This is a genomic window from Pseudarthrobacter sp. MDT1-22 (assembly GCF_054511035.1).
The window spans coordinates 98,621-119,691 of sequence record NZ_JBTNDK010000003.1 but is presented as its reverse complement, the minus strand read 5'-3'; the positions used below and the strand labels follow the sequence as shown (position 1 = coordinate 119,691).

Sequence of the window (21,071 nt, the reverse complement as noted above, 5' to 3'; positions counted from 1 at the left end):
GCGCACTGATCAGACCCCCACTGGTCAGACCCCCAGGAAAGCGATGGCGCCTTGTTTGAAAGCCCGGCTGGTGATGGCGTTGGTGTGGTTGCGGCCAGGCAACGTCAGCTGTTCAGCCATGGACCCTGCCCGGATTCCGAGTGCGGCAAGCTGCGGCATGGTGGCCGCACGTTCATCCTGGTCGCCGGCCACAAGGAGCATCGGCATGTGGGGTACGGCTTCGGCGGGATCGAAGGGCTCGGCCTTGATGGCATCCACCAGGGACAGCAGCGCGAAAATGTTGTTGCTCGGCAGGAGCATGGCCATCTTGAGCAGGCCGGCCGTGGACTCGTCCGCGATGGGGGTCCCGTCGGCGAGGTAGTTCTGCGCTGCGATGAGGTCAAAGGCTGCCAGCGGATCGGCGATGTTCGGTCCGCCCAGGACCAGGCGGTGGACGATCTCGGGCTGGGTGGCGCCGAATTCCCAGGCGAGCCGGGCGCCCAAGGAATAGCCCACAACGTCCACCCCGCTGGTGGGGTCACCGTCGTGCAATGGCCGCACGCCGGCGTCGAACGCTATCTGCAGCAGATCTGCGCGAATCCGGCTGGGGGAGTAGGAGTCCATGTCCTCGGGGGCTCCGCTGCGGCCGTGTCCTGGCAGGTCCACGGTGATGACGCGGCGGCCGGCCTCCAGCAGGGCCGCCACCCAGCCGGTGTCATGCCAGTTGAGTTTGCTGGAAGAGGAGAAGCCGTGCAGCAGCAGCACAGGGCGCAGTCCGGCGTCGTTCTGGGGGTCGTGCACCTCCACAAAAAGTTGGGGGTCCGTGCCCTCAACGGTGTGGGAATGCATCTCGCCGGTGTGCCTGCCGCTCATGGTGTCAGTCCTCATCAAGTACGGCGCTCAGGCGGACCCGGGCGCGTCGGTGCCTCGTCCTTTGGGACCGTGCCCACGATTCCGGCGGTGTTATCCGGCACCTCGAACACGATCAGGGGTTCGCCGACATTGATCCTGTCGCCTGCCCCACCGAAGATACGGACCACTTTACCTGCCTGCGGACTGGGCAGTTCAACAGCGGATTTGCTGGTTTCCATCTCCACCAGCGGCTGGTTACGCTCTACCTGATCGCCGGGCGAAACCAGCCACTCAAGCACGGTCGCCTCGATCAGGCCCTCGCCGAGGTCCGGGAGCGGGAAGGAATTCAGCCACGGCGGTACTCCAATACTCGTTGGATCCCGCTCGGCCGGCGGCTTCGCAATTTGTACAGTGCGGGCCGCCGTCGGTCTTTCTGCCCCTCACCCAACTTGCTTCCACCAGTTGACTTTGCCGGCTCATAACGACATCTGCTGCTACTTGGGTAGGCGATCGCGGGTGGTGAGCCGGGCGCTGAGCCAGCAGGCTGCCGCGAGGCAGGCAACCAGAACGAAGGTGCTCAGCAGCTGTCCGCGGCTGCTTTCCGCGCTGAAGCCGACGGCGAAGATCAGGCCAAGGAGGACGAGTCCGAAGATAGTCAGGCCCGGGAATCCCTTCATTCGCAGCGGAAGTTCGGCACCGTCCCGGTCCGTGCGGCGCCGGAGGATCAGCTGCGAGACGAGGGCCGTGCCCCAGACCACCAGGCACGTGGATCCGACCAGCTGGAACAGGGCCGGCAGGATCCGGTCCGGGAACAGCAGCTCCAGGATGGTGGCGAAGAAGCCGAACGCCACGGACACGCCCACCGCCACCACGGGCACGCTGGCGCCGCTGAGCCTGGCCAGGAACCGGGGAGCCTCGCCGCGTTCGGCGAGCGAGTACACCATGCGGGACGCGCCGTAGAGGTTGGCGTTCAGTGCAGAGAGAAGTGCGACGACGGCAACCAGGGTGATCGCCGTGCCGGCGCCCGGGATCCGGGCCGCGTCGAGCACGCCGGCAAAGGGCGAGGCGAGTCCTTCGGAGGAGACCGGCAGGACGGCCGCGATGACAAAGACCGACCCGATGTAGAAGACCAGGATGCGCCACAGCACCGTGCGGATCGCCTTGCCCACACTGTGCTCCGGGTCCTCCGTTTCCGCGGCGGCCACGGCCACGATCTCGGTTCCGCCGAAGGCAAAGATCACCACGAACAATGCCGTGGCGATTCCGCCAAGCCCGGCGGGGGCAAAATCAGTGGTGATGTTAGCGAGTCCGGGCGAAGCTACCTCGGGCAGGAAGCCCAGCAGCAGGGCGACCCCCACGGCCAGGAACGCCACAATAGCGGCAACCTTCAGGATGGCGAACCAGAATTCAAACTCGCCGAAGTTCTTGACGCCCGTCAGGTTGATGGCCGTAAACACAACCATAAAGATCAGGGCAAGGGCCCACACGGGGATAACCGGCCAGACGGAAAACAGCAGGCCCGCCGCGCCCAGGGCTTCCGCGGCGATGACCACCACCAGCTGGAGCCACCACAGCCAGCCCACTGTGGCGCCGGCGGTTTTTCCCAGGGCCCGCTCGGCGTAGACGGAGAACGCGCCGCTAGTGGGATTCGCAGCGGCCATCTCGCCCAGCGCCCACATCACCAGGATGATGAGCGTCCCGGCGACCAGGTACGAGATCAGCACGGCAGGCCCCGCGGCCTGGATGCCGGCCCCTGAACCCAGGAACAGGCCGGCGCCGATGGCGCTGCCCAGCCCCATCATGGTGAGCTGCCGGGGTTTCATGGTGTGGCCGAGGTGGGATTCCGGCCGCACTGCCGTGGACTTCGATGTCATGCCTGTGAACCTTCTTGGGGTTGGGGTTGGTGCCCCCGCAGGGACCACTTGAATTTACCGCCTAAGTTGACCATCAACCAGGACCTGGGCCACGGTGTGAATCGCCCCGGGTTTAATGGAGGGTGTTGAGTCCTTGAAAGGATGAGCACCATGCCAGCACCAAAAAAGTATCCTGAGGAGCTTTGCCAGAGGGCGGTCCGGCTTGTGATGGACGCGCAGAAGGACCCCAGTGGCCGGCGGGGAGCATGCACCAGGATTGGCTCGCAGCTGGGCATCCCTGCTGACACTATCCGTGGCTGGGTGCGCATCGTGGAGATCGATCAGGGCGTGCGTCCTGGCACTACAACCGATGATTCGACGCGCATGGCAGAGCTTGAACGTGAGGTTGTTGAGTTGCGGCGGGCGAATGCGATCTTGAAATCAGCATCAGCTTTCTTCGCGGCGGAGCTCGACCGCCCCTCCCGACGATGATCGCCTACATCGACAATCACAAGGACGAATACGGGGTCGAGCCGATCTGCAGAGAGCTGCCGATCGCCCCATCGACCTACTACGCCGCCAAGGCACGACCGGAGTCCAAACGGTCAATATCCGACGCCGTGACGGCGGAGAAAATCACCCGGGTGCACCGGGAGAACTACAGTGTTTATGGGGCCAGGAAAGTTTATGCGGCTCTGAACCGTGAGGGACACCGGGTGGCCCGGTGCACCATCGAGCGACTGATGCGCCGGACCGGCCTGCATGGCGTGCGCCGGGCCAAAGGACCTCGCACAACGGTGTCAGGGCCACTTTCGGAGCGGCCGGCGGATCTCGTGCGGCGACAATTCAGCGCACCTGCTCCGAACTGCCTCTGGGTCGCAGACATTACCTACATTCGAACGTTCTCCGGCTGGGTTTACGCGGCCTTTGTATTGGATGTTTTCTCCCGCCGGGTGGTCGGCTGGCAGCTCTCCACGACCATGCACACAGCCCTGGCGCTGGACGCTCTGGAGATGGGCCTTTGGACCCGCCGGCGCGATGGGAAGGACATCTCCCAGCTCGTACACCACAGCGACAGAGGGGTGCAGTATCGTGCCATCCGATATACCGAACGCCTTGCTGACGCCGAAGCGGTCGCCTCCGTGGGAGCCAAGGGTGATAGCTACGACAAGGCCATGGCAGAGGCGCTCAATTCCCTCTTCAAGGCAGAGCTCATCAGGAACAAAGGACCATGGACCGGCATCAACGACCTTGAAATCGCCGTCGCCGAATACATCGACTGGTACAACCACCGGCGTCTCCACGGCGAGATCGGCTATATACCGCCGGTAGAAGCAGAAACCATCTTCTACTCAAATCTGCCCGCCATCAAAACGATGGAACGGGTCTAACAATCCCTCCACCAAACCCGGGGCTTGACAGTGCGGTAGCCGAGGCGCTGGCCGCGATCCCGGAACTGATCGAGGTCCACACCGTTTCGGGCAGTTCGGACCTTATGGCGAGGATCGCCGCGCGGTCCAATCCGGACCTGCAGCGTGTTCTGGATGCGATGATCGCCACCAGGACCGTGCTCCGCGCGTCGGCCGTGATTGTCCTTAACACCCATTTCCAGGGCAGGACGCTGAAGTTGCTCGAAGCCGCGGCCGCCAGGCAGCCGGAGTAGGGCTCCGGGGACCAGCCCAAGGGGCCGTTGCCCGGTTACGCGTGGCGGCGAAACATTTTGAATCAGAGGAATGTGGCCGTAGAATCAGTTCTAGTCAACTTGACTTTAACTAAGTGATGGCAATGAAGCCCAGAAGCAGGGAGCGGGTGAGTGACCGTGTACAGCAGCTCAGCGAACGTCTCCGAGCGGGCCACCGCTGCCCCCTCGCTCGCGATCTCCACCGTCATTTTCGCCCTGCGGCCCAGCGAATCCTCGGGCCGGCCTACCCTTTGGCTTCCCCTGGTCCGCAGGATTCGCGAGCCGTACAAGGACCTTTGGGCCCTTCCCGGCGGACCGCTGACGCACGTTGAATCCCTGCAGGATGCCGCGTCCCGGAACCTGCAGGAAACCACCGGACTCACACCGAGCTACCTGGAGCAGCTCTACGCGTTCGGCGGCCTGCACCGCTCACCCACCCAGCGTGTGGTGTCGATCGTCTACTGGGCGCTGGTCCAGCCCACCGAGGCCGCCCTGGCCGACGAATCGGAGAACGTGAAGTGGTTCCGGGCAGACAAGGTGGGGGACCTGGCCTTCGACCACAACGCCATTGTTGAGTACGCGCTCCGGCGCCTGCGGAACAAGCTGGCCTACGGTTCCGTGGCCTACCACTTCCTGGGGGAGTACTTCACGCTCGCCCAGGTCCGGGAGGTCTATGAAGCCGTCCTGGACACCCGGCTGGACCCGGCCAACTTCCGCCGCCAGCTCAAATCCACGCCGGAGATCGAAGAAACCGGCGAATACCTCCAGGGCGGCAAGCACCGCCCGCCACGTCTTTACCGCTTCACCGGCCGTCCTGGCCTTGACCCCGATAACAGGAGCACACCATGAGCAGCGTCAACACAGCCATCCAGCTGATCACGCGCGAACAAGCCGAAAGCGCGGCCCGAAGCGCGGCAGCAGGCAAAACAGCATCCACCTGCAGCCCGGCGCTCGCCAAGGGCCCGTGGGAATACGACCTTGCCGAAGCCCTCGCGGGTGCCCCTGCCTACGGACCCGGCGCCTCCAGCGCGGACGTTGCCCCGGCCGCCACGCCGCGCCAGGGCCAGCTTCCGGAGGAATACAAGCTCGCCAGCGATGCTGAGCTCGATGTCCGTATCCGCGCGGCCAAGAACAAGCTCGGGGACCGGGCAGTGATCCTCGGCCACTTCTACCAGCGCGACGAAGTCATCCAGTACGCCGACTTTGTGGGCGACTCCTTCCAGCTGGCCAACGCCGCCCTGACCCGGCCCGACGCCGAAGCCATCATTTTCTGCGGCGTGCACTTCATGGCCGAGACCGCGGACATCCTCTCCACGCCGGAACAGGCCGTCATCCTGCCCAACCTCGCCGCCGGCTGCTCCATGGCGGACATGGCGGCCACCGACTCCGTGGAGGAGTGCTGGGAACAGCTCGAAGAGATTTTCGGTACCGAGGCCGACGCCGAGGGGCGGGTTCCGGTCATTCCGGTCACCTACATGAATTCCTCCGCCGCCCTGAAGGCCTTCTGCGGCCGGAACGGCGGCATCGTCTGCACCTCATCCAATGCCAAGGTGGTCCTGGAATGGGCCTTCGAACGCGGCCAGCGGGTCCTCTTCTTCCCTGACCAGCACCTGGGTCGCAACACCGCCAAAGCCATGGGTGTGCCGCTGGAGCAGATGCCCATGTGGAATCCGCGCAAGGAACTGGGCGGCAACGACGAACAGGCCCTGCTCGATTCCCGCGTGATCCTCTGGCACGGCTTCTGCTCGGTCCACAAGCGCTTCAACGTCGGTCAGATCGAAAAGGCCCGCTCCGAGTTCCCCGGCGTCAACGTGATTGTGCACCCCGAGTGCCCCATGGAGGTGGTGGACGCCGCCGATTCAGCCGGCTCCACCGATTTCATCAAGAAGGCCATTGCAGCGGCCACCGAACCGACCACTTTCGCGATCGGCACGGAGGTCAACATGGTGAACCGGCTTGCCGCAGAATACCCGCAGCACACCATCTTCTGCCTGGACCCGGTGATCTGCCCCTGCTCCACGATGTACCGCATCCACCCCGGCTACCTCGCCTGGGTCCTGGAGGAGTTCGTCGAAGGCCGCATCGTCAACCGCATCAGCGTGGACGACTCCGTCCAGGACAACGCCAAGACCGCGCTTGAGCGTATGCTCGCCTCGCGTCCTGTGTAGCGTGTCCGCTCTAGTCCACCTCCTGTAACCCCGGAAACCGAAACGAGCCCCACATGAGCGCAGAGAGCCCAGCCGGTGGTCCGGCACCCCGGCGGCTGATCGTCGTCGGGAGCGGCATTGCGGGACTCTACTCCGCGTTGCTGGCCGCCGATGCCGGCGCCGAAGTGGTGCTGCTGACCAAGGGCGCGCTCGCGGACAGCAATACGTACTACGCCCAAGGCGGCATCTCCGCCGTCCTCGACGAACCCGCGCCCGGGGACACTGTGGCCGCGCACCTCGCAGACACTCTGAAGGCCGGGGCCGGGCACTGCGACGAGGAGGCTGTCCGCGTGCTCTGCACGGAGGCCCGCCTGGATATCGCCGGCTTGGAACGCTTCGGCGTGCGTTTCGACATGGACGACGACGGCGACCCCTCGCTCGGGCTCGAAGCCGCCCATTCCGCGCCGCGGATCCTGCACGCCGGCGGCGATGCCACCGGTGCCGGCGTGGCCAGAGCACTTATCAGGACCGTCCTGGATGCTCAGGCCGCTGGCCGGATCCAGGTCATCGGGCACGCCCAGGTCACGTCCTTGTCGCAGAGCGATGGCCGCGTGGCGGGTGTGAATTTCCTCCACGACGGGCGGGAACTCGGCGTCCACGGCGATGCCGTGCTCCTGGCCACCGGGGGAGCGGGCCAGCTGTTCGCCCAGACCACCAACCCTGCCGTGGCAACTGCCGACGGGCTGGCGCTCGCCTGGCGGGCCGGAGCCGCCGTGGCGGACCTGGAGTTCTTCCAGTTCCACCCCACCTGCATGGTGCTGCCAGCCGATGCCCTTGAGGCAGCCGGCAACGGCACCGAACCGCTCCTGATTTCCGAAGCCGTCCGCGGCGAAGGCGCCATCCTGCTGGACGCTAACGGCGAACGTTTTATGCCCGCCTATCACGTCGACGCGGAGCTCGCCCCGCGCGACGTCGTCGCCCGCAGCATCGCCCTGCACCTCGCGACCCTTGGGGATCCAAACGGGCACGTTTTCCTTGACGCCATGGTGGTCGAAGCCCGGAGGGGCGAGGGCTACCTGGCCAAGCGGTTCCCCACCATCACCCAACGCACCCGCGAAGCCGGCGTCGACTGGACCCGCGAACTCGTCCCCGTGGCCCCAGCCGCGCACTACTGGATGGGTGGGGTCCTTACCGACCTCTACGGGCGGACCTCGGTGCCTGGGTTGCTTGCCGCCGGTGAGGTTGCTTGCACCGGCGTTCAAGGGGCTAATCGGCTTGCCAGCAACTCTCTCCTTGAAGGACTTGTCTTTGGGCGGCGGGCAGTCTCCGCATTCTTGAGCGACGGCGCGGGTTGGGTGTCGCCCGACGCTGCTCCTCCGCGTGCTGTCTCGGCCGCTGGCGGCCTCCCCTTGACGCACGCTTCCGGAGCACCCTCGGACGACGATTCGGCGCTCCCGTTGGGTGCGGCTACTGACGAGCCGGCCCTCAAGGTGCCAGCCTGGGAGTTTGAGACCGTTCCGTCGCCTGGGCCTGTCGAGACGTCGTTTGCGGAGCCCGAGCCGTTTTCCCGGGTGGCTCTTCGGCGGTTGATGACTGCCGACGCTGGGGTTTTGCGTAGTGGCGGGTTGTTGCGGGAGGCTTCTGGCTTGCTTGGGGCGTGGGCCTCTGCTGACAATCCGGTCAACGTGCCTGACTCTTTCGATCCTCGGGAGCATGAGGATGCCAATCTTTTGTTGGCTGCGCAGTTGCTGGTGCATGCCGCGCGGGAGCGGCGGGAATCCTTGGGGGCGCATTACCGCAGCGACAGCGTGGCCGCCGTCGAACATTTTGATAAGCGTTACACCATGAGCCGGAAAGCGAGCCTCGTTAATGACTAGCCTGACCCTCCCCGCAGCACCCGTCCGGGACATCCTGGAGCGGGCTTTTGCCGAGGACGCGCCCAGCGGCGACATCACCTCCCAGCTGCTGATCCCGGCTGACGCCCGCGCCACGGCAGTGCTCAACGCCCGCGTGCCCGGCATCTTCAGCGGTGGAACGGTGTTCCGCGACGCCATGAAGCACATTGATCCGGAGACGGACGTGAAGTTACTGCTTGCAGACGGTGAAGCGTTCGTCGCCGGAACCCATCTCGCGCGGGTGAGGGGCAGCGCCCGCTCCGTACTGCTGGCCGAACGGGTCGGGCTGAACCTGGTCCAGCGCATGAGCGCCATCGCCACCAAGACCGCGGAATTCGTAGAGCTTGTCGAAGGTACCAAAGCGCGCATCACCGATACCCGCAAGACCACCCCCGGCCTGCGCGTGCTGGAGCGCTACGCGGTGCGCTGCGGCGGGGGAGCGAACCACCGCTACAGCCTCTCCGACGCCGTGCTGGCCAAGGACAACCACCTGGCCGTCATGACCGGCGGCGACCCCGCCAAGCTCACCGCCCTGCTGGTCGCGGCCAAGGCCCAGCTGGGGCACACGACGCATTTCGAGGTGGAGGTGGACAGCGCCGAGCAGATCGAGCCTGTTCTCGCCGCGGGCGTGCACACCATCATGCTGGACAACTTCACCCTCGAGGAGCTCCGTGCAGGCGTCAAGCAGGTGGCAGGGCGCGCCATCGTGGAAGCCAGTGGCAACGTCAACCTCGGCACCGTGGCGGACATCGCGGCCGCGGGCGTGGACGTCATCTCCATCGGTGGCCTCACGCACAGCGTGGCTGCCCTGGACCTGGGCCTTGACGTCGAACTGAGGGCCGGCTGATTCGGCCATGATCTTCCTTGACGCCGCCGCCACCACGCCCGTCCGCCGCGAAGTCCTCGAGGCCATGTGGCCCTACCTAAGCGGCGAGTTCGGCAACCCCTCCAGCCACCACACCCTGGGCGAGGCCGCTGCGGCTGCGCTCGCAGGCGCCCGCGCCGCCGTGGCTAAGGTGCTCGGCTGCCGCCCCGGCGAGGTCACGTTCACCTCCGGCGGAACGGAGGCGGACAACCTCGCGGTCAAGGGCATCGCCCTGGCCCGGCAGGCCGCGGACCCGAGGCTCAACCGCGTGGTGATCAGCGCCGTCGAACATCCCGCCGTGGAAGAGTCCGCCCGGTACCTGGAGCGGTTCCACGGCTTCGCCGTTGATGTGGTTCCCGTGGACAGCGCCGGCCGGGTGGCGCCCGCGGCGCTCGCCGCCGTGCTCCGGGCGGAGACCGCCGTCGTCAGCATTATGTACGCGAACAACGAAGTAGGCACCATCCAGCCGGTTGCGGAACTGGCTGCAGTGGCCACCGCGATGGGCATCCCGTTCCATACCGACGCCGTCCAGGCCGCCGGCTGGCTGCCCCTGGATGTCAAGGCGCTGGGCGTGGATGCCCTGAGCATTTCCGGCCACAAGCTCGGCGCACCCAAGGGCTGCGGCGTGCTGTACCTCCGCGGCCGGACCCGCGTCGAGCCCCTGGTGCACGGCGGCGGGCAGGAACGCGGCCGGCGGTCGGGGACCGAAAACGTGGCAGGAGCAGTGGCGCTGGCCACCGCCCTGACGCTCGCCCACGCCGAACGGCCGGAACTGGCCGCCCGAGTGGCAGGCCTCCGCGAACACTTCATCGCCACCATCCTGGACACAGTCCCGGGAGCCCTGCTCACCGGGCACCGGACGGAACGGCTGCCGTCAGTAGCGTCGTTCTGCTTCCCCGGCACCAGCGGCGAATCCGTGCTCTTGGAGCTGGAGCGGCAGGGCGTGGTGTGCTCGAGCGGTTCGGCGTGCGCCGCCGGCTCGGACGCGCCGTCGCCGGTGCTGACCGCGCTGGGCTATGACGCCGAGGTCGCGCAGACAGCTGTGCGGTTCAGCTTCACCTCAACGGTGACATCCGAGGAACTGGAGCAAGCGGCGGCAGCCGTGGGCACCGCCGTCGGGAGTGTCCGGACCCTCGGCCGCAGCTAGCGACCCCCAACCTGCCCAACTATGTAGCGCTATCTGTCGTTTTGGAGGCTCAAAACGACAGATAGCGCTACCTACTTGGGAGAGCGTAGGGGAGCGGTTCAGATGTGGCGGGCGCGGCGGAAGATCCAGTGCCGCAGCATCGTGAACCGCACGGCGGTGGCCACGAAGCCCGACAGGGTGGTGGTCCACAGCTCATCGGACACGGTGGCGTCCGGGTGCAGCCAGTGCAGCACGCCCAGGCTGCCGCCGGTGATGACCAGCGCCACGACGATGACGATCACGCCGTTGAGGTGGTCGCGGGCCATCCGGCGCTGCCCGGAGATCTTGAACGTCAGCCTGCGGTTCAGTGCCGTGTTCATCAAAGACGTCAGCACCAGGGCGGCCGCGTTGGCCAGTTGCGGTCCCAGCCAGGGGCGCAGCAACGCATAGAGCGCCAGGGAGGTGGCGGTGCAGATAATGCCGACGCCCGTGAAGCGGAGGAGCTGCCGCACCAGCGGAAACCTGAAGATTCCGCGGTAATGCTTGGTGGCTGGCGCACCGCGCGTGGGCTGCTGCGTCAGCTGGGCGGCGGGCGCAGCAGGGGTCTCCATGGGTCAAGCCTGACATATCAGGCCGGTGGTTCCTCCCAGGACGCCGCCTTGACCGGGTTGCTGAGCTCGCCAATGCCCTCCACGCGGCACACCACTGTGTCTTCGGGGTGGATGCGGGCACACTCTGCCGGGAAGCCCGTCAGGACCAGATCGCCGGCGTGCAGGGTCATAAAGGAGCTGAGGTAGACGAGGATTTCGTCCACCTTCCAGCCGAGATCGGTGCTGCTGGCGGCCTTCAGTTCGGTGCCGTTGTGGACGATGCTGATGGACAGGTCCGAGTCGTCGAGGTCCGTCACAATCCATGGGCCCACGGGAGTGAAGGTGTCCTGGCTCTTGGCGCTGATCCACAGCTCGTCCGACTTCTGCAGATCGCGGGCCGAGACATCGTTGCCGATGGTGAAGCCCAGGATGGCGCTGCGGGCCGTCTCCAGCGTAAGGCCGCGGACAGAACGGCCGACGACGACGGTCAGTTCGGCTTCCGGGTCAACGTAACCCACCGTGGAGCTCAGCTCGATGGCCTCGCCCGGGCCGATCACGCTCGATGCCGCCTTGTGGAAGGCCTGCGGGGGGAGGTCCCGGCCGGCCTGGCCGGTGTTGTGCGCCATGCCGAAGACGTTGGCGGGGACGGATGGCGCCAGGAAGGTGAACGAGTCCTGGTCTACTGCAGTCCCGGCTTCCCAGCCGGGCCGGGCCGGGTGGTTGGCGTTCGCGCGGGACGCCTCGAAGGGGGAATCAACAACTGTCCAGGACCGGCCTGCGTCGGAGCCGAAGTCGGGGGCGTCATTGGCCACGAAGAAATGTTCGTCGGCAACAGCCGGGGACAGGGGGCGGACACGGGCAAGGCGGCGGGGGGCGCTGGCAGTCATGATGACATCCTACGTCCTCCGGCGGCCGGTGGCCGGCTGCGGCAGGCTCAGTACAGCTCGCCCACCGGGATCTCCACAGCCAGGCGGTTGGACGGGCCGGGTAGCGGGCAGGCCCAAGCCTCGTTGTACGCGCAGGACGGGTTGTAGGCAAAGTTGAAGTCCAGGACAAACTCCGCGCCCGCCCCCGAGCCATGGACCCCGTGGAACGCGCCCTTGATGGTGTCCAGGAGGTACCGGCCGGCGCCGTAGCTTCCACCGGGCTGGCCGGCCGTGGCGTCCCGGAACGGAACGAAGATTCCGCCGCCGTAGCCGTGCAACTTCCACACGCCGAGCTGGCCCAGCTCGGGAAGATCGAACGTGCCCAGCCGGACAAACCGGACCACGCCGTCAGTGGCGGTTTCCACGGTCATTTCCCGGCCGGCTCCCTCAAGGGTCAGCGGCACATAGAAGCGGTAGATGGGATCGTAATCGGCCGTCTTCAGGCCGGAGAACTGCGATTTTTCCCTAGCGCTGAGGGCCGAGGCCGGATGCGTTGCGAACATCCGGTCGCGTTCATGCCGCCAAAGGGAATGGGCCTCCGCCGGATCTTCAGCGGCAACCTTCCGTACCGTGTCGTACAGGGCAAATGTCCGCAGCCGCCAGTCCGCAATGTCGATGGCGGAGATGTCCGCCAGGCTCTCAAGGTCCGCGCCGTACTGCTCATCCGCCATAGGCACCAGCCTAGTCCCTTGCGCGCGGGGAATGTCCGACGGCGACACGAGGCTCCGGCCCTTGTCCACCGTCGCCCGCCGATAGGCTGGCTGCATGACACACAAGGCGGCAATGTGGGGAGTGCGGACGGTAGCGCTGCTGATGGCCGGTGGACTGGCGGCCGGCTGCAGCGCGCCTGGTAACAGCGATTCGGCATGGACGGCGCAGCCGGAGACATCGGCCAGCCCAGGCGCCAGTACGACCTCAACCGCCGGCGCTACCGGTTCCCCGTCGTCGGGTCCTGTTGCCACAGCAGGTGCGTCGACGTCCGGAGCACCCGGCCCGGCCGCAACAGCTGCTGCCTGGAAGACCTTTACCGATCCGGCGAAGACCGTCAGCTTCGACCTGCCGGAGGAATGGATCGCCCAGTCCGTCACGCCCGAGGACGGGACATTGCCGGGTGCCCTGAAGATCGAGGTGAAAAAGCCGGACGGCACGGTGGTGGCCACACTGCGGACAGGAATGCCGTCGTCGTCGTCCGAGTGCCCCGAGACTGCCCGGAAACCGTACGTTGTGATCAGCAGCGTGCCGGTGGAGCTTCCCAGCCTGACGGGGGAAGGCACCATCGCCCCGCACGTGGTGTTCCGCGTCATCCAGGGCTACCGCTACTTCGGTTCCTACGGCATCACCAACATTGTGGGCGGGGCTGACGGCCAGGCCTGCGAACTGCGGAATGTGGTCCGTGGCCCGGCCGGAAAGGGGGACTACTCGTTCGGTGACCTCGGAGTCCTGAAGGCCTTCGCCCCGGATGAGAAGGTGGCCCCCGCGAAGGCGTTTGACACCCTGGGCCAGGCCGAAAAGTACGTGGACGAGAACTCGGAATTCGCGAACGTCCAACGGATGCTAATGTCTCTGGAGATCAAAAACTAGTCCTGCCCCTTGCCCCTCAACCCCGGGCCAGCGCGGAAAGTTCTGCCACTACCTCACACCCCGGAGATACATGGAACGCACCGTTTCAGCACGTATGGTTTTCAGGACCATCGCCGACACGAAGGCAGCCCTGGCCATCGCCGTAGCCAGGAATCCCGGCTATACCTCGTTTGATGAATCCCTGACTGTCACGGCCGACGGTCAGCCGGTTCCGTTGCAGGAACTCACGGACCATCATGGCGGCCGCCTGCACTACATGGAGCTGACTGAACCGGCCGAGGTCACCGTTGAGTACTCAGCGACGGTGGCCGGGCAGGCCGTTCCCGAAGAAGCCACCCTGGCTGAGCTCATCCGCTACGTGCGGCCAAGCCGCTACGCGGAGTCGGACCGGCTCCTGCCCACGGCATATGCCGAATTCGGCGGCTTGCACGGCGCCGAACTGCTCCAGGCCGTGCGGAGCTGGGTCTTCGGGGAATTGCGGTACATCAGCGGGTCCTCCAGGGGAACTGACGGCGCCGTGGAAACCCTCCTGCACCGCAGGGGGGTGTGCCGGGACTTCGCGCACCTGGCCATCGCCCTGCTGCGTTCCAAGGACGTCCCGGCCCGGCTCACCGCCGTGTACGCGCCGGGGCTGAGCCCCATGGATTTCCACGCGGTAGCCGAGGCACATGTCAATGGCGCCTGGCACGTCATCGACCCCACGGGGCTGGCCCCGCGGGAGTCGATGCTGCGAATCACCGCTGGCCGGGACTCCTCGGACACCGCATTCCTGTCCACAGTGGGCGGGCGCCTCACGCTGAACGAGCTGCGCGTCAGCGCTGTGGTCAACGGCCAGCTGCCTCCGGAAGATCCGGCCAAGCTGGTCATGCTGGGCTGAGATTCCCGCACGGCCCGGTTACTGGCGGGCAGTTACTTCCCGGCCAGATATTTCCCAGGCAGTTACTTTGCCGGCCGCGCTCCCACGGAATGCCGGAGTTTCTCGGTCAGTCGCTGGAGTTCCCTCTGCTCGGCAGCCGTCAGGGCCGGCCCCACCAGGCTGGAGATGTCCCGCACGTGCTCCCGGCCGATCTCCTTCTGGAGGGCGGCCCCTTCCTCGGTGAGCTTCAGCAGCACGCCGCGGCCGTCGTCGGGGGCAGCCATCCGGACCACGAGCCCGCGCTTCTCCAGCCTCTCAACCAGCCTGCTGAGGCTCGACTGGCTCAGCAGGACATGGTCATTGAGTTCATTGAGCCGGAGCCAGCCGGACGGACACCGGGACAGCGTGAACAGGACGTCGTACTCGTTGATGGCCACCTTTCGGAAGGCAGCTCCGGCCTGCAGCCTGCGCATGACGGCAACCTGCGCCCGGAACAGGGATTCCCAGGTTTCCGCCGCCAAGCGGATGGGTGATTCGTTTCCGTCGGCAGCCATCAGGCCTCCGAAGGGGCAGTCTCAGGCGCCGGTGCAGCCATCAGGGCGGCAACGCGGCCGGCATGCGTGGGCGGATCCGGCACGTGGGCGGGCTTGAGGGCAGCGTATTCCTTGCGGAGGACCGGGAGGACTTCCTCGCCGAACAGGTCAAGCTGCTCCAGCACTGTCTTCAGGGGCAGGCCTGCGTGGTCGATCAGGAACAGCTGGCGCTGGTAGTCGCCGAAGTACTCGCGGAACGTCAGGGTCTTTTCGATGACTTCCTGCGGGCTGCCCACGGTGAGCGGTGTCTGGGAGGTGAAGTCCTCCAGCGAAGGGCCGTGGCCGTAGACGGGCGCATTGTCGAAGTAGGGCCGGAATTCCTTCACGGCGTCCTGGGAGTTCTTCCGCATAAAGAACTGGCCGCCGAGGCCCACGATGGCTTGGTCCGCATTGCCGTGACCGTAGTGCTCGTAGCGCTCACGGTAGAGGCTGATCAGCTGCTGGTAGTGCTCCTTGGGCCAGAAGATGTTGTTCGCGAAGAAGCCGTCGCCGTAGTAGGCGGCCACTTCGGCGATCTGCGGCGTGCGGATGGAGCCGTGCCACACAAAGGGGGCCACGCCGTCGAGCGGTCGCGGGGTGGAGGTGAAGTTCTGCAGCGGCGTGCGGAACTTGCCGGACCAGTTCACCGTGTCCTCGTCCCACAGCCGGCGCAGCAGGCTGTAGTTCTCGATGGCCAGTTCCACGCCGTCCTGGATGTTCTTGCCGAACCACGGGTATACCGGAGCGGTGTTGCCGCGGCCCAAGACCAGATCTACGCGGCCGTCAGCCAGGTGCTGCAGCATGGCGAAGTCTTCGGCGATCTTGACCGGATCGTTGGTGGTGATCAGCGTGGTGGCAGTGGAGAGGGTGATCCGCTCGGTCTGCGCTGCGATGTACGCGAGCGTGGTGGTGGGCGAGGACGAGAAGAACGGGCGGTTGTGGTGCTCGCCGAGGGCGAAGACATCCATGCCGATTTCCTCGACTTTTTTGGCGATCGCCACGGCCGCCTTGATGCGTTCGTTCTCCGTGGGGGTCCGGCCGGTGGTGGGGTCAGTGGTGATGTCACTGACGCTGAATACGCCTATCTGCATGGTGTGCCTTCCGTTTCCTGGGCTTCTCTGAGCTTGCTTCTACTATACCCGATTTTCATGCGTTTGCATGTATCGACGGATATAACGCCTCGCCGGCGAGAATATTCCAGGTGTTACAGGGGGTCGCCCGGAGCGGCACGGCGGCCACTGACGCGGGGCACCATGCCGGTGGTCCAGTCGCGGAACTCGGCATCGACGTCGTCGGCTGCCGCAAATTCCGGGCGCTGCTGCATGGCACGGAGCAGTGCTTTTGTCTCCCGCCGTCCCTCCACGAGCCGGTACAGCACGGGAACCAGCACCAGGGTCAGCGTTGTGGAAGAAACCAGGCCGCCGATCACCACCACGGCCAGCGGCTGGGAAATGAAGCCGCCGCCCCCGGTCAGGCCAAGCGCCATGGGTGTCAGGGCGAAAACGGTGGCCAGCGCGGTCATCAGGATGGGGCGGAGCCGCTGCCTGGCGCCATGGGTGATTGCGTCCGCCACGCTCATCCCGCCGCGGCCGTCCCGTGGCTGCCTGTACTGGTTGATGAGGTCGATGAGCACAATGGCGTTGGTAACCACGATGCCCACAAGCATCAGCATGCCGATCAGCGACGGCAGGCCCAGCGGAACGCCCGTGGCCAGCAGCAGGGCCACGGCGCCGGTGGCGGCAAAGGGAACGGACACCAGAAGGATCAGGGGCTGGATCAGCGATTTGAAGGTGGCCACCATAATGACGTAGACAATCGCGATCGCGGCGAGGAGCGCCAGGCCCAGCTGCTGGAAGGACTCGGCCTGCTGGGTGGTGGCGCCGCCGAGTTCGGCGGTGACCCCTGCGGGGAGGCTGACCTCCGTGAGGCGCTTCTGCACCTCCGCGTTCACCGCACCGAGGTTGGAGCCCGACGGCGTGACTGACACTTTGGCGGTCCGCTGGCCGTTGCTGGCGGTAATGGAGACCGGCACGTCAACCTGTTCCACTGAGGCGATGCTGCCCAGGGTGACGGGGGCGCCGGATGCAGGGAGCGCGATGTTGCGCACGGCGTCAATGCTGGTGAACCGGGTGCCCTTGCCGATCTGGACCGGAAAGTCGTTGGTGTCGATCCGGACCGTGCCGGCGGGGATGGGGCTGATGGTGGCAGCCAGGACGCCGGCCACCTGTTCCTCGTTCAGTCCGGCTGCGGCGGTCTTGGCCCGGTCAACCTTGACCTGGACCACCGGCTGTCTGGCCGCGAGGTTGGTTGCCACCTCGCTGGTCGCCGGCACGCCGGTCATTGCTTCCACCATGGCCTCGCTGGCTGTGCGGAGGTCCTCGGACGTTGCCGCCTTGATGGTGATGTCCACCGTGGAGGACGTCCCGAAGCCACCCTGCTGCGTGCCGACGGTAATCTTCCCGGAACCGGCCACCTTGCCCACTTCGGTCCGGACGGTTTCCTGGAGCTTCGCCTGATTGGCCTTTTCATCCGTCACCACCGTGAACGTGGAGTTGGCGGCGCCGGAGGACGTCAGGGCGGCAAAACCTGCCTGCGCGTTTCCGGAGGTGAGCTGGACATTCCTGACACCCTCGATGCCGCGGAGGACGTCCTCGACCTTGATGGCGGCTGCGCTGGTGTCGGCCAGGCTTGTGCCCGCTGGCATCAGTTGGCGGACAGTCAGGCTGTTCTGGCCGGAATCGCCGAGGAGGTTGGTGGACAGCAGCGGCGTCATGGCGGCCGTGGCGCCGAGTACCAGCACGGCGGCGACGAGGGTCAGCACCGGGTGCTTCTGGGTCTTGCTGAGGACGGGCAGGTAGGCACGCTGCAGCCGGCTTTTCTGTTCGGCTTCCTGGGCCTGGGCACGGGCGGCGGCAGTAGCCCGGGCGGCAGCTTCGCGGGCAGCGGGCGAACCAGCGGCGGGAGAACCGGCGGGGGCGGAACCGGCGGGGCTTTTGAGGAACCAGTAGGCCAGGACCGGAACGATGGTCAGCGATACCAGCAGGGATGCCAGCAGCGCCATGGTGACTGTCAGGGCGAACGGCCGGAAGAGTTCGCCGGCGAGCTCGCTCACGAAGGCAATGGGCAGGAAGACCGCCACAGTGGTCAAGGTGGAGGCGGTGATTGCGCCGGCCACCTCCCGGATTGCGGTGAGGATCGCGGGGACTTTCTCCTCCCCGTAGCTGAGGTGGCGTTTGATGTTTTCGATCACCACAATCGAGTCGTCCACCACCCGGCCGATCGCAATGGTCAGCGCGCCCAGGGTCAGGATGTTCAGTGAATAGCCCGTCGCGGACAGGCCAATGAAGGTGATCAGCAGCGACAGCGGAATGGAGACCGCGGTAACAAGGGTGGAGCGGGCTGACATCAGGAAGACAAGGATGACGGCGACGGCGAAGCCCAGCCCGAGGAGGCCCTCGGTGGTGAGGTCCTTGATGGACTTCTCGATGAACGGGGCCTGGTCGAACACCGCCGTGAACTTTGCGTTGGACCCCAGCTCGGCCTCCAGGGCCGCCAACGAGTCGTTCACGGCGTGGGAGATTCCCACGGTGTCGCCGTCGGGCTTCTTGGTCACGGAGACGGCCAGTGTTTCCTGGCCGTTGGTCCGGGTGATGGAGGTCCGTTCGTCATCCTGCAGGCTAACGTCGGCTACCGTGCCGATGGTCGCGGCATCCTTGGCTCCGCCCACGGGTAGCGCCTTGATGGCGTCCAGGGAATCCACCGGGCTGCCGATCTGGAGGGATAGCGTCTTGCCCTGCTCCTGGATGGTCCCGGCCGGGATCAGCGCGCCGTTGTTGGAGAGGGCGTTCCGGATGGACTCGATCGTGGTGCCCTTGGCGGCCATCGCCTCGGGCCGGGGGAGGATCTCGATGTGCTGGGTGGCGCCGCCGGTCACGTCGGCTCCCCGGACGCCGTCGATCTTCTGGAGCCGGGGAACGGAGAGGCGTGCCAGGTCGGCGTTGAGTTCGCTGAGGGGCTTGTCCGAGGACACTGCCAGGAACACGATGGGGAAGTCGCTGATGCTGCCCGCGATGGCCTGCGGCTGCACGTCCTCCGGCAGGGAGCGTTTGGCGTTGGAGATGGCGCGGTCGATCTGGTTCCGGGCGCGGTCGAGGTTTGTCCCGTAGGTGAACACCATGGAGATCTGCGAGACGCCGTTGCGTGACGTCGAGGAGGTGGACTCCAGGCCTTCGACGCCGTTCAGGGCGGTTTCGAGCGGTGCGCTGACCTGCTTGTCCACCACTTCGGGCGAGGCGCCGGACATGGCGGAGAGGACGGTGATCTGCGGGAACTCAATGGAGGGGATGAGTTCCTGTTTCAGCGATGACATGGTGATCACGCCGAACACCGTCGCGAAGACGGTGATCAGCGCGATCAGCGCCCGGTTTGCCAATGAAAGTTGTGCCAGCCGGAACATCGCGGGTCTCTCCTGTGGGGTTGACGTACTCCTGCGGACCGGACCGGACCGTCCAGCCGGGCCTGAGGCCCGGACCGTCCAGCCCGGCCTGACGCCCGGCGGGCGGCCGGACGTCAGTGGTTGGCGGAAACGCTCTCCAGCTGCAGTGCCTTGGCCGTTGCCGTTTCGAGTTCGGCAGCAAGTTCCGGATTCTCATCCAGCTTCACGCCGTAGCCCGGCATCATGTCCTTGAGCTTGCCCTGCCAGCCCTTGAAGTTCTTCGGGAAGGACTTCTGCAGCAGTTCAATCATGATGGGCACCGCTGTGGACGCGCCGGGCGAGGCGCCCAGCAGCGCACCGATGGTGCCGTCACGGCCGGCGATGACTTCCGTGCCGAACTGCAGCACGCCGCCGCGCTTCGGGTCTTTTTTGATGATCTGCACACGCTGGCCGGCGGTGATCAGCTCCCAGTCGCCGTCCTTGGCTTCGGGGTAGTACTCGCGCAGCGCTTCCACCTTGTCCCCGTGGCGCTTGGCAACTTCCTTGACGAGGTACGCGGTGAGGTCCATGTTGTCCTTGGCGACTGCAAGCATCGGGATGATGTTGCTGGGCCGGATGGACAACGGCAGGTCAAGGTACGAGCCGTTCTTCAAGAAATTGGTGGAGAAGCCGGCATAGGGGCCGAACAGGAGGGAACGCTTCCCGTCGACGTACCGGGTGTCAAGGTGCGGGACCGACATGGGCGGCGCGCCCACCGAAGCTTGGCCATATACCTTGGCGCTGTGCTGGGCGGCAAGTTTCTCGTCGGTGCAGCGGAAGAACTGGCCGGACACGGGGAATCCGCCAAAGCCCTTGCTCTCCGGGATGCCGGAGGCCTGGAGGAGGTGCAGTGCGCCGCCGCCGGCGCCCACAAACACAAACTTGGCGTGGATCTTGCCGTGTTCCCCGGAAGCCGGGTGCTTGATCGAAAGGTCCCAGCCGCCGTCGGACGCCTTGGAGATGCCGCTGACGTCATGGCCGTAATTGATTTCGACGCCGTTGTTCCCGAGGTAGGTGGTGAGCTCACGGGTCAGTGCCCCGAAGTCGACGTCGGTCCCCTCGGTTGCCCGGGTGGCGGCGATACGCTGCTTCGCGTCGCGGCCCTTGACGATCAGCGGCGCCCATTTGGCGATCTGGGCCTGGTCCTCGGAGTACTCCATGCTGCGGAACAGCGTGTGGGGCTTGAGCGCTTCGTAGCGGGTCTTGAGGAATTTGGTGTTGTCCTCGCCGATGACAAAGCTCATGTGCGGGACGGTGTTGATGAAGCCCTTCGGCGAGCCGATCAGGGATTCTTCCACAAGATGGGACCAGAACTGGCGGGACAGCTGGAACTGTTCGTTGATGAGCAGGGCCTTGGCCGGGTTCACCGAGCCGTCTTTGGCTGCGGGGGAGTAGTTGAGCTCGCACAGGGCGGCATGGCCCGTTCCGGCGTTGTTCCAGGGGTCGGAGCTTTCCAGCCCGGGCTGATCCAGGCGTTCGAACAGGGAGATGGTCCAGTTCGGTTCAAGCTGCTTGATGAATGCCCCGAGCGTGGCGCTCATGATGCCGCCGCCAATCAGTACGACGTCGGCATGTTGGGTCTTGGATATGAAGGTCACAATCAGTCTCCGATAGCAGCGGCTCTGGCTGTCAAAGAATATCCCCGGGCGGCCCGCATACTGAAATTGGGCCGGG

At 65.9% G+C, this 21,071-nt stretch carries 17 protein-coding genes, 2 pseudogenes and 1 other annotated feature; of the genes and pseudogenes, 9 read left to right on the top strand and 10 right to left on the bottom strand.

Going from position 1 to position 21,071, the window contains the following annotated elements:
• Positions 1-24: 24 nt before the first annotated feature.
• The 3 genes and pseudogenes from ACX80M_RS03920 to ACX80M_RS03910 all read right to left on the bottom strand — a co-directional run bounded on the left by ACX80M_RS03920 (position 25) and on the right by ACX80M_RS03910 (position 2,705).
• On the bottom strand, positions 25-852 hold the full coding sequence (locus ACX80M_RS03920) for an alpha/beta fold hydrolase (RefSeq protein ID WP_056349303.1): 828 nt from the start codon (positions 850-852) through the stop codon (positions 25-27).
• A gap of 4 nt (positions 853-856) precedes the next feature.
• Positions 857-1,181: pseudogene (locus ACX80M_RS03915) on the bottom strand (biotin/lipoyl-containing protein).
• A gap of 144 nt (positions 1,182-1,325) precedes the next feature.
• Positions 1,326-2,705, bottom strand: a complete 1,380-nt coding sequence (locus ACX80M_RS03910) for an amino acid permease (RefSeq protein ID WP_459308931.1) — start codon at positions 2,703-2,705, stop codon at positions 1,326-1,328.
• Positions 2,706-2,855: 150 nt separating this feature from the next.
• Here ACX80M_RS03910 and ACX80M_RS03905 point away from each other — a divergent pair.
• The 7 genes and pseudogenes from ACX80M_RS03905 to ACX80M_RS03875 all read left to right on the top strand — a co-directional run bounded on the left by ACX80M_RS03905 (position 2,856) and on the right by ACX80M_RS03875 (position 10,419).
• Positions 2,856-4,075 (top strand): IS3 family transposase gene (locus ACX80M_RS03905; protein ID WP_459308929.1). Its coding sequence is split into 2 segments (ribosomal slippage): positions 2,856-3,135 and positions 3,135-4,075, totalling 1,221 coding nucleotides; the frame shifts between segments, so codons are not numbered across the junction.
• Positions 3,134-3,247 (top strand) — a sequence feature (AL1L pseudoknot). It overlaps the preceding gene by 114 nt.
• A gap of 32 nt (positions 4,076-4,107) precedes the next feature.
• Positions 4,108-4,347 (top strand): annotated as a pseudogene (locus ACX80M_RS03900) (Lrp/AsnC ligand binding domain-containing protein); the annotation flags it as partial.
• 156 nt (positions 4,348-4,503) lie between these two features.
• On the top strand, positions 4,504-5,214 hold the full coding sequence (locus ACX80M_RS03895; RefSeq protein WP_252610026.1) for an NUDIX hydrolase: 711 nt from the start codon (positions 4,504-4,506) through the stop codon (positions 5,212-5,214).
• Entirely contained in the window at positions 5,211-6,533 is a 1,323-nt protein-coding gene (gene nadA / locus ACX80M_RS03890; RefSeq protein ID WP_459308927.1) for a quinolinate synthase NadA, read from the top strand. Before ACX80M_RS03895 ends, nadA begins: the two co-directional genes overlap by 4 nt.
• 53 nt (positions 6,534-6,586) lie before the next feature.
• Positions 6,587-8,389 (top strand): L-aspartate oxidase, encoded by a 1,803-nt coding sequence (locus ACX80M_RS03885; RefSeq protein ID WP_459308925.1) that lies wholly within the window; start codon positions 6,587-6,589, stop codon positions 8,387-8,389.
• On the top strand, positions 8,382-9,254 hold the full coding sequence (gene nadC / locus ACX80M_RS03880) for a carboxylating nicotinate-nucleotide diphosphorylase (RefSeq protein WP_459308923.1): 873 nt from the start codon (positions 8,382-8,384) through the stop codon (positions 9,252-9,254). The genes ACX80M_RS03885 and nadC overlap by 8 nt, the downstream gene beginning before the upstream one ends.
• A gap of 7 nt (positions 9,255-9,261) precedes the next feature.
• Positions 9,262-10,419: a cysteine desulfurase family protein gene (locus ACX80M_RS03875; RefSeq protein ID WP_459308921.1), complete on the top strand. Its 1,158-nt coding sequence runs from the start codon at positions 9,262-9,264 to the stop codon at positions 10,417-10,419.
• A 98-nt stretch (positions 10,420-10,517) separates the two neighbouring features.
• On the opposite strand, the gene ACX80M_RS03870 is transcribed toward ACX80M_RS03875, so the two are convergent.
• Genes ACX80M_RS03870 through ACX80M_RS03860 form a run of 3 tightly spaced genes read right to left on the bottom strand, consistent with a single transcriptional unit; the run spans position 10,518 to position 12,585 of the window.
• Positions 10,518-11,009 carry a GtrA family protein gene (locus ACX80M_RS03870; protein ID WP_252609893.1) on the bottom strand — a complete coding sequence of 164 codons (492 nt, stop codon included), beginning with the start codon at positions 11,007-11,009 and terminating at the stop codon, positions 10,518-10,520.
• A gap of 17 nt (positions 11,010-11,026) precedes the next feature.
• Positions 11,027-11,875 carry a fumarylacetoacetate hydrolase family protein gene (locus tag ACX80M_RS03865; protein ID WP_252613478.1) on the bottom strand — a complete coding sequence of 283 codons (849 nt, stop codon included), beginning with the start codon at positions 11,873-11,875 and terminating at the stop codon, positions 11,027-11,029.
• A 47-nt stretch (positions 11,876-11,922) separates the two neighbouring features.
• Positions 11,923-12,585 (bottom strand): DUF1684 domain-containing protein, encoded by a 663-nt coding sequence (locus tag ACX80M_RS03860; RefSeq protein WP_252601498.1) that lies wholly within the window; start codon positions 12,583-12,585, stop codon positions 11,923-11,925.
• A gap of 94 nt (positions 12,586-12,679) precedes the next feature.
• Here ACX80M_RS03860 and ACX80M_RS03855 point away from each other — a divergent pair, with 94 nt between their 5' ends.
• Positions 12,680-13,495, top strand: a complete 816-nt coding sequence (locus tag ACX80M_RS03855; RefSeq protein ID WP_252613480.1) for a hypothetical protein — start codon at positions 12,680-12,682, stop codon at positions 13,493-13,495.
• Between the two features lie 70 nt (positions 13,496-13,565).
• Positions 13,566-14,372 (top strand): transglutaminase-like domain-containing protein, encoded by an 807-nt coding sequence (locus ACX80M_RS03850; protein WP_252601492.1) that lies wholly within the window; start codon positions 13,566-13,568, stop codon positions 14,370-14,372.
• 62 nt (positions 14,373-14,434) lie between these two features.
• On the opposite strand, the gene ACX80M_RS03845 is transcribed toward ACX80M_RS03850, so the two are convergent.
• The 4 genes from ACX80M_RS03845 to ACX80M_RS03830 form a co-directional block, all read right to left on the bottom strand.
• Positions 14,435-14,905, bottom strand: coding sequence for a MarR family winged helix-turn-helix transcriptional regulator (locus ACX80M_RS03845; RefSeq protein ID WP_252601489.1), 471 nt, complete (start codon positions 14,903-14,905; stop codon positions 14,435-14,437).
• Positions 14,905-16,014 (bottom strand): LLM class flavin-dependent oxidoreductase, encoded by a 1,110-nt coding sequence (locus ACX80M_RS03840; protein WP_252601486.1) that lies wholly within the window; start codon positions 16,012-16,014, stop codon positions 14,905-14,907. The genes ACX80M_RS03845 and ACX80M_RS03840 overlap by 1 nt, the downstream gene beginning before the upstream one ends.
• A gap of 113 nt (positions 16,015-16,127) precedes the next feature.
• Positions 16,128-19,379 (bottom strand): efflux RND transporter permease subunit, encoded by a 3,252-nt coding sequence (locus tag ACX80M_RS03835; RefSeq protein ID WP_252609905.1) that lies wholly within the window; start codon positions 19,377-19,379, stop codon positions 16,128-16,130.
• A 113-nt stretch (positions 19,380-19,492) separates the two neighbouring features.
• A complete protein-coding gene (locus ACX80M_RS03830; protein WP_252601482.1) occupies positions 19,493-20,995 on the bottom strand; it encodes a malate:quinone oxidoreductase in 1,503 nt (500 codons plus the stop codon).
• Positions 20,996-21,071: the final 76 nt, after the last annotated feature.